The following is a 7,381-nucleotide window of genomic DNA, read 5'->3' as shown; positions in this document are numbered from 1 at the left end:
TAAGCGCACCGCCGATGGTAACAGCGAAGATGTTACGCCGTCTGGATACAATGTTCGCAATCGTGTGCATGAGTATGGTGGCGCTGCCTATACCGTCGTCGATGGTTGCGTGTATTTTAGTAATATTACCGACAATTGCCTATATATTCAGGACTTACGATCGCCGCAGCCGGAGCAGATTCGCCAACTTACACACGACAAAAATAAACGCTACGCCGATTTGAGTGTCGATACCCGCAATCAGCGCTTGATCTGCGTTCAAGAGGAGCATGATTCTACCGAATTTGAGCCGTTAAATACGATCGTTAGCATTAGTTTGACGCAACCCGATGACGTGCGGATTTTAGTCGGTGGCTGTGATTTTTATGCCGCACCCAGATTGAGTCCCGACGGCACCAAACTCGTCTGGCTGAGTTGGAATCATCCGAATCTCCCTTGGGATGGCACCAATCTTCAGATGGCAACCATCAGCAATGGCTACCTCTCAGCACCCGTACCCATCGCTGGCGGCGCAAATGAGACCATTTTTCAACCCCAATGGCGCAGCGATGATACCTTATTTTTTATAAGCGATCGCACGGGCTGGGGCAATCTCTATTGCTGGCATGATGGTAATATTACGGCGGTATATCCACTAGAAGCCGAATTTGGTTTGCCCCAATGGATTTTTGGGATGTCTACATATGCCCTCGTCGGCAATCGGATCGTCTGCACCTACACTCAGCAGGGGATCTGGCAGATGGGCTTAATTAATACCCTCAGCGGGCATTTTACCAAGCTAAACGTGCCCTATACCGACATTGCCAACATTTGCGCTACAGGCACTTTAGTCGTCTGCTGCGGGGCTTCAGCTACCCAAACCAATGAGATTATTGCCATCGATTTGCTGAGTGAATCTCGCGAAGTGCTCAAACGTTCCAACAAAGTCAAAGTCGATCCTGGCTATCTATCGATTCCCCGCTCGATCGAGTTTCCCACTACCGACGGTCAAACTGCCTACGCTTTTTACTATCCACCGACCAATCAAGATTACCAACCCCTACTCGGCGAAAAACCACCCCTGCTAGTCAAAAGTCACGGCGGCCCCACCGCAGCAGCTTCCAATCAACTCAGCCTCAAAACCCAATACTGGACGAGTCGGGGCTTTGCCGTGGTGGATGTCAATTATGGCGGCAGTACTGGCTATGGTAAAGCCTATCAACATCGGCTCGATGGGAAGTGGGGGATTGTCGATGTCGATGATTGTACCAATGCTGCGCGGTATCTAGTCCAACAGGGCTTAGCCGACGCCAATCGCTTGGCAATCTCTGGGGGCAGTGCGGGCGGTTATACGACGCTAGCGGCACTGACTTTCGGGGATACTTTCAAAGCGGGTGCGAGTTATTATGGGGTCAGCGATCTGATTTCCTTAGCCAAAGATACCCATAAATTTGAATCGCAATATCTCGATCGCTTAGTCGCTCCTTATGCCACCGAGCCAGACGTCTATCGTACTCGATCGCCGCTTTATTTTACCCAGCAATTATCCTGTCCGATTATCTTCTTTCAAGGTTTGGAAGATAAAGTCGTCCCGCCCAATCAGGCGGAAATGATGGTGGATGCCCTCAAAGCGAAAGGGATTCCGGTCGAGTATGTCACCTTTACCGACGAGCAGCATGGTTTCCGCCAAGCAGCAAATATCAAACGTGCCTTAACTGATGAATTTGCTTTTTATGCGCGGATCTTTGGGTTCGAGCCAGCGGTTTAATTATCGTGGAAATTGCACGGTTTCTTTAGTTCTCATTGGCATCACCGCGCCAATTCTCTCGATATCGTCCCTCTATTCTCAACTTAAATTGTGGTTCAATTTACCCAACTCAGTCTACTATCTGCACTCCCGAGTGGCCTCACCTCGGATAGTGGCAAGCGTGTAGCTCACAAACCAACTCGCCGTTCAGCCCCTCGCACCGTTAAACCTAAAGTGGAGTTGAGATATCTAGCTTTCGATGATGATTATTTTTGGGAATTAATTAGAAAGGATTATAGTTCGGCATGGAAATATGTCGGACGGATGACTCGAACTCTCTAATGCCTGGGTGAATCGCTATTTTAAAAAGATTATTTCTTCAAGCGATCGAGAATTATCGTTTTCCGCTTAGAACGTACTCGATCGGTCTATTGACACCGTCATCACCGATCCGAATTTCTAAAAATACAGCAATGATACATTAGGTCATCAAACATATCATTGCCGATCGTTCACATTAGATGCGATCGATCTAAAAAGCGCCTAAAAGTACCGCAGCGGTAAATACAGTAAATACTCCTAAAGCAGCTAAAATAATTCCAAAGTAAGGGGCGCGATTGGTTTTATCGATATATTCGTTAACTTTTTTATCTTTTGGTTCGGGATGCCAAATCATTGGTTTCATATCGTTCACCTCACTTTAAAAAGTTGCTTATATCTTCAAAATATAGCAAGATCTCATCGTGTTGACCTGCACCAAAAGATAGATTTTGGTTTGATGTTAAATCATCCTCATTGGCTAGCGCTTAGCTCTGGCGATCGGGTAAAGTCTTCATTAATGTTGCCATTTCGATCGCGTTCAGTGCGTAACCCCAGCCGTGATTGCCCTTGATGCCCGCGCGTTCCAAGGCTTGAGTCATCGTATCGACAGTCAGCACTCCGAAAATAACGGGTGTACCGCTTTGAAATCCTACCGCCGCCACACCTTTGGCGACTTCTGAAGACACATAGTCAAAGTGAGGAGTATCGCCCCGAATTACCGCACCCAAACAGATAATCGCATCATAGCGACCGGATTCCGCCATCCTCTTTGCCACCAGCGGCACCTCAAAGCACCCGGGAACCCACGCATAGTCTACTTGACTACCATTGGGGTCGATATCGATACCGTGGCGTTTGAGACAATCCTGACAGCTATCTAGAAGCTTATTAGTAACAAGGTCATTAAACCGACCGACCACGATCGCAAACCGTAAAGAACTATCGCAGACGAGAGTGCCTTCAAAAACTGCCATTTAATTATTAGTTGCCTGTAAAGTCTAGATACATATATTATAAAGCGGGAACGGCAGGTTGAGATCGGCTGCAAGTGAGACAATGTAATCGTCCTAGCAGCCAATCTGCACACTCGGCAATTTTAGACTACCAAGAAGTTGAGTACGCCGACGACAACGACGAGCAATGCCCACGCGCCGGAACCGACGAACAGGAGCTGTTTCGATCGATCCCAGTTTTGTGGTGCTGCATAAGCAACAGGCACGCCGACGATCATCACGAAAGACAGTAGCACTAAGGCAAATAGCGCCAGGTTGAAAATTACGATCATTTTATATATACGCTCCCAAAACAGCAATATGTTAACTCAGCTATATAAAAATTTAGCACCTCTGTGCTGGTTGGTGGTGATTTATCGGTAGTTATCTATACCTTCGCTCAGTCGGAGCGAGTTGCAGCGTAAATCTGAGGGTACCCACAAGCGATGCGCGCACGCCTCTGTTCCCCGACGAACACAAATCGCTGCGCCTCTGCGGTTAAAAACATCCAGATCTCAATTCTTGTAAATCAAATAGGATTGCTATACATATTTAGACGCTCAAACTTGCTTGAATTGCATAAGTTGGCACCTGAAGAAAATAGCTCCGATTGAACTGTTCCTCCTCGATCGCCGCAAAGAATTTTTGGACTGTAAATAATGAGTACAAATCTACATCCCGATCGACTTGTGACTGAGACAATACAATCTTTAAGAGATTAGTTTTTTCCTGTAAGGATACCTGAAAACCAATTTCAACCAGCGCATCTAAACCCAGTCTCACCGATCGATCGCGAATATCTAATCGCAACGCCAATCGCTCTAAATCGATCTCTTCTTGAGTATTCGCTAGATATTTAGCAATCCCCACTAACTGCTCGAAGATCTCGCGACTACTGGCTAAATTAGTTGACTGATAATCTAATGCTAGTTTACCACTCGATCGGATCGCTCTTTGACAATATACCTGTAGCTCACTCCAGTTACTCGGACATTTTTTAACCCAGACGATCGCTGCTGCATCGACATCGAGATCGACTGGAGCATGACGAAAATCGATCACTTCCAATGTCGCTTGCCGATTCGCTAAATTAGGTTGTCTGAATAGGTCGTGGATATTATCAACTATTGCCGCAGGGCGGACTTCAATCAGCCGAATTTCCAACCGCTTTTCATAAGAATTGTAATCTAGTTCGACGATCGCATCACAATTTACGCGCGGAATCTCATGCTCGTAATGTCCCCACCAAATTCCTGGAAATCCTTTGCCACTACTCGCATCGATTAGCTCGAATTTCGTCCGAATATACTGAACGGTCTTGCCTTTAAAATCTTGAATATTCTTGTTTTTGATGTCCTTGAAATGACAATTTTTAATTAAGAGCTTAGGTGCGGGATTGCCCATTCCATAAGGTTCTAGCAATAGGAGGTCTTCAAATAAGTCTCGTCCGCTAGATACCCACAAATCGGCGACTGTCACGATCAGATCTGTCTGAATCGATAGCGGTGGTAATTTATCGATCTGGGCGTGTAACTGCCGATCGATCGCTTCTGTGAAGATTGGAATATTTTCGACATTAATACTCATCCCGGCGGCGAAGGGATGTCCGCCGAAACTATTGAGTAAATGTGCTTGAGAATTGACTAACTGATAGAGATCGACATTTTGAGTCGATCGAGCGGAGCCTCTGGCGATTTTAGCCTTATCTCTACCTGCATCTTCCTCACTATTAGTACTTAATAAAATTGTTGGCTTGCCATGCTCCTGAGCGATTTGTCCGGCAATCAAACCCAATACTCCCGGCGACCAATTGTTATCTACCAGCACGATAACCGAAGTAGTAGACAAATCCAGTTCGGCTAATTTAGCCTGAACTTTGAGCGTCATATTCTTTTGTAATTCCTTCCGGCGGGTATTCGCTAATTCAGTTTCGGCGGCTAATTCATGACACCGCTCGACATCTTTACTAGTTAATAACTCTACCCCAAAACTCGCATCGCCATGAATCCGACTAATCGCATTAATACGCGGTGCAATGCCAAACGAAATATCCGTCGGTCGATCGCCATTACGCTTACACAATTGCAATAACTTATTTACCCCCGGACGAAAGCCATCGAGATCGGTTTGGTTTTGGAGTGTCAATCTTTTGATACCCATCTGGGCGAGATAGCGACAATCACCATTAAGTTTAACCAAATCGGCAATCAATCCGATCGCGACTAAATCTAATAAATACTCAACAGGTTGCTGCGGAATATCTGGCAAAGTTAGATATAGTGCCTCCATCAATTTGTACGCCACCGCAACACCAGCTAAATGAAATAAAGGGTGACTCTCTTCAAAATAACGCGGGTTGATAATCGCTGCTACAGGTGGACGTTGGCTGGGCAAAGTATGGTGATCGGTGACGATAATATCGACACCTAACTTAGTTGCATATTCAATTTCTTTAATATTCGTACTGCCAGTATCGCAAGTAATAATTAAATTTACCCCCTGCGCCGCCAATCGCTTAATTCCCGCAATGTTTAAGCCATGGGATTCCTTCATCCGATCGGGAATATAATAACTAAGCTGTCCCTGCCCGAAAAACTGCCTCAAGCCGTCCCACAGCACGCTCGTCGCCGTTACCCCATCCGCATCAAAATCACCCCAAATAGCCACCTTCTCGGCGTAGATATAAGCTTTTTTTAGCCGCTCCATCGCCGCTGTCATTTCTAGCCCAAAAGCAAAGGGACTAGTCGGCTGATATTTGTCACTATCCAAATAACCCGGAATCCGATCGATCTCCCGAATCCCCCGCTGCCATAATAATTGAGCGGCATATTTACCATTGACAGTCGGCTTGCACGATCGTACCGCCGCGACAAATTCAGCCGGAATTTCTAATTGAGGTGGTAGTTGCCAGTCTAAGCTCATATTGCACCGTTTTTTATAGTCATCCTAGACTATTTTCGATAACCAGTCATCGATACAGTTGGCTCATTGCAGCCAACCTACACACGCTGCATCGGTGAGCTGCTGAAGGTCGCGATCTTCGGCATATAATTCGGCATATAAGTCCGCAGAGTGAGCTAGTTCCTCTCGTTCTAGTTCTTGCGCTAGTCGATCTAATGCCAAGCGGACGAGCGCACTTTTGTCTTTAAAGCCCCGAACTTTAAATTGTGCGAGAAAATCAATATGCGATTGCTCCAGCGTAAATTTTGCCTGTGCCATCTCGATTGCCTCAAGACCTTATATTAGGTACTTTTTTCAGTCCTTAACATAAGACCCTAATCGCCTGCTTGTCAAGAATCGATCGATAGAGACAATCGTGCGGGGGAGATGCTCCGCAAACGAGGTAGAATAAATAACGATCTATATTTACAGATCGATTTGGCTCAAGCCGAGGCTACGATCGAGTAGCAGGCTGACACCAACGTGAATGGCGACGGTCAGAGTGCTAGTTTCTAGATACCACACCTCTTGGCGATCGCTGTTGAACTCACCAATCATCAGCTTTAACTAAACTAGCTATGCTCGATCCGAATCTGGATGAAATCCAGTTATTACCTGAAGAATATGCCCGTTATTCGCGACATCTGATCCTCCCAGAAGTCGGTCTCGACGGTCAAAAGCGTCTCAAAGCCGCCAGCGTCCTTTGCGTTGGAACGGGGGGACTCGGTTCGCCATTGTTGCTCTATTTGGCGGCGGCTGGCGTCGGTCGGCTGGGCATCGTCGATTTTGATGTGGTAGATCATTCCAATCTCCAGCGTCAAGTCATTCATGGTACTTCCTGGGTCGGTAAACCCAAAATTGAATCGGCGAAAAATCGGATTCATGAAATCAATCCTTACTGTCAAGTAGACCTCTATGAGACAGCCTTAAGTTCGGCAAATGCCCTCGATATCATTCGTCCTTACGATATCGTCGTCGATGGCACCGATAATTTCCCCACGCGGTATTTAGTTAACGATGCGTGTGTATTGTTAGATAAACCCAATGTCTATGGGTCGATCTTCAGATTTGAAGGACAGGCGACCGTCTTTAACTACCAAGGTGGGCCAAACTATCGCGATTTGTATCCAGAACCCCCACCACCAGGGATGGTACCTTCATGTGCTGAAGGTGGCGTTTTGGGCATCCTTCCGGGCATTATCGGGGTGATTCAAGCCACAGAAACGGTGAAGATTATTCTCGGTCAGGGGACGACACTCAGCGGGCGATTGGTATTGTACAATGCCCTAGAAATGAAGTTCCGCGAGCTAAAACTACGCCCCAATCCCGTGCGTCCGGTTATCGAAACACTGATCGATTACGAACAGTTCTGTGGCATTCCTCAAGCAAAAGCGGCTGAAGC

The 7,381-nt window shown here is 46.5% G+C and carries 9 protein-coding genes; 3 read left to right on the top strand and 6 right to left on the bottom strand.

Features of this window, described 5'->3' with window-relative positions; translation table 11 throughout:
- Nucleotides 1-1,747, top strand: a 1,747-nt coding sequence (locus RMO52_RS13225) for a S9 family peptidase (RefSeq protein WP_310414893.1), incomplete at its 5' end; no start/stop codon positions are given.
- Nucleotides 1,748-1,837: 90 nt separating this feature from the next.
- The gene (locus tag RMO52_RS13220) at nucleotides 1,838-2,068 is read left to right on the top strand and encodes a hypothetical protein (protein ID WP_309744866.1); all 231 of its coding nucleotides are present in this window, start codon (nucleotides 1,838-1,840) and stop codon (nucleotides 2,066-2,068) included.
- Nucleotides 2,069-2,258: 190 nt separating this feature from the next.
- On the opposite strand, the gene RMO52_RS13215 is transcribed toward RMO52_RS13220, so the two are convergent.
- The 6 genes from RMO52_RS13215 to RMO52_RS13190 all read right to left on the bottom strand — a co-directional run bounded on the left by RMO52_RS13215 (nucleotide 2,259) and on the right by RMO52_RS13190 (nucleotide 6,537).
- Nucleotides 2,259-2,411 carry a hypothetical protein gene (locus RMO52_RS13215; protein ID WP_309744868.1) on the bottom strand — a complete coding sequence of 51 codons (153 nt, stop codon included), beginning with the start codon at nucleotides 2,409-2,411 and terminating at the stop codon, nucleotides 2,259-2,261.
- A 121-nt stretch (nucleotides 2,412-2,532) separates the two neighbouring features.
- Nucleotides 2,533-3,021: a 6,7-dimethyl-8-ribityllumazine synthase gene (ribH, locus tag RMO52_RS13210; protein WP_309744870.1), complete on the bottom strand. Its 489-nt coding sequence runs from the start codon at nucleotides 3,019-3,021 to the stop codon at nucleotides 2,533-2,535.
- Between the two features lie 122 nt (nucleotides 3,022-3,143).
- Complete coding sequence (gene psbZ / locus RMO52_RS13205) at nucleotides 3,144-3,332, bottom strand: photosystem II reaction center protein PsbZ (protein WP_309744872.1); 189 nt, start codon at nucleotides 3,330-3,332, stop codon at nucleotides 3,144-3,146.
- Nucleotides 3,333-3,591: 259 nt separating this feature from the next.
- A complete protein-coding gene (recJ, locus tag RMO52_RS13200; protein WP_310414888.1) occupies nucleotides 3,592-5,961 on the bottom strand; it encodes a single-stranded-DNA-specific exonuclease RecJ in 2,370 nt (789 codons plus the stop codon).
- 63 nt (nucleotides 5,962-6,024) lie between these two features.
- Nucleotides 6,025-6,258, bottom strand: a complete 234-nt coding sequence (locus RMO52_RS13195; protein ID WP_310414885.1) for a hypothetical protein — start codon at nucleotides 6,256-6,258, stop codon at nucleotides 6,025-6,027.
- A gap of 147 nt (nucleotides 6,259-6,405) precedes the next feature.
- Nucleotides 6,406-6,537, bottom strand: coding sequence for a hypothetical protein (locus tag RMO52_RS13190; protein WP_309744878.1), 132 nt, complete (start codon nucleotides 6,535-6,537; stop codon nucleotides 6,406-6,408).
- A gap of 20 nt (nucleotides 6,538-6,557) precedes the next feature.
- Between RMO52_RS13190 and moeB the strand changes: the two genes are divergently transcribed.
- Nucleotides 6,558-7,381, top strand: an 824-nt coding sequence (gene moeB, locus RMO52_RS13185) for a molybdopterin-synthase adenylyltransferase MoeB (RefSeq protein WP_310414881.1), incomplete at its 3' end; no start/stop codon positions are given.

The sequence above is a fragment of the Chamaesiphon sp. OTE_8_metabat_110 genome (genome assembly GCF_031382685.1).
Classification (GTDB): Bacteria; Cyanobacteriota; Cyanobacteriia; order Cyanobacteriales; family Chamaesiphonaceae; genus Chamaesiphon.
Note: the sequence above shows the minus strand (reverse complement) of the source record. Positions and strands in the feature narration are given on the sequence as shown.

What these genes read in the sequence shown, in the direction of transcription:
- RMO52_RS13215 (WP_309744868.1), bottom strand. Translation starts at nt 2,411, where the DNA reads ATGAAACCAATGATTTGGCATCCCGAACCAAAAGATAAAAAAGTTAAC.
- ribH (WP_309744870.1), bottom strand. Translation starts at nt 3,021, where the DNA reads ATGGCAGTTTTTGAAGGCACTCTCGTCTGCGATAGTTCTTTACGGTTT.
- psbZ (WP_309744872.1), bottom strand. Translation starts at nt 3,332, where the DNA reads ATGATCGTAATTTTCAACCTGGCGCTATTTGCCTTAGTGCTACTGTCT.
- recJ (WP_310414888.1), bottom strand. Translation starts at nt 5,961, where the DNA reads ATGAGCTTAGACTGGCAACTACCACCTCAATTAGAAATTCCGGCTGAA.
- RMO52_RS13195 (WP_310414885.1), bottom strand. Translation starts at nt 6,258, where the DNA reads ATGGCACAGGCAAAATTTACGCTGGAGCAATCGCATATTGATTTTCTC.
- RMO52_RS13190 (WP_309744878.1), bottom strand. Translation starts at nt 6,537, where the DNA reads ATGATTGGTGAGTTCAACAGCGATCGCCAAGAGGTGTGGTATCTAGAA.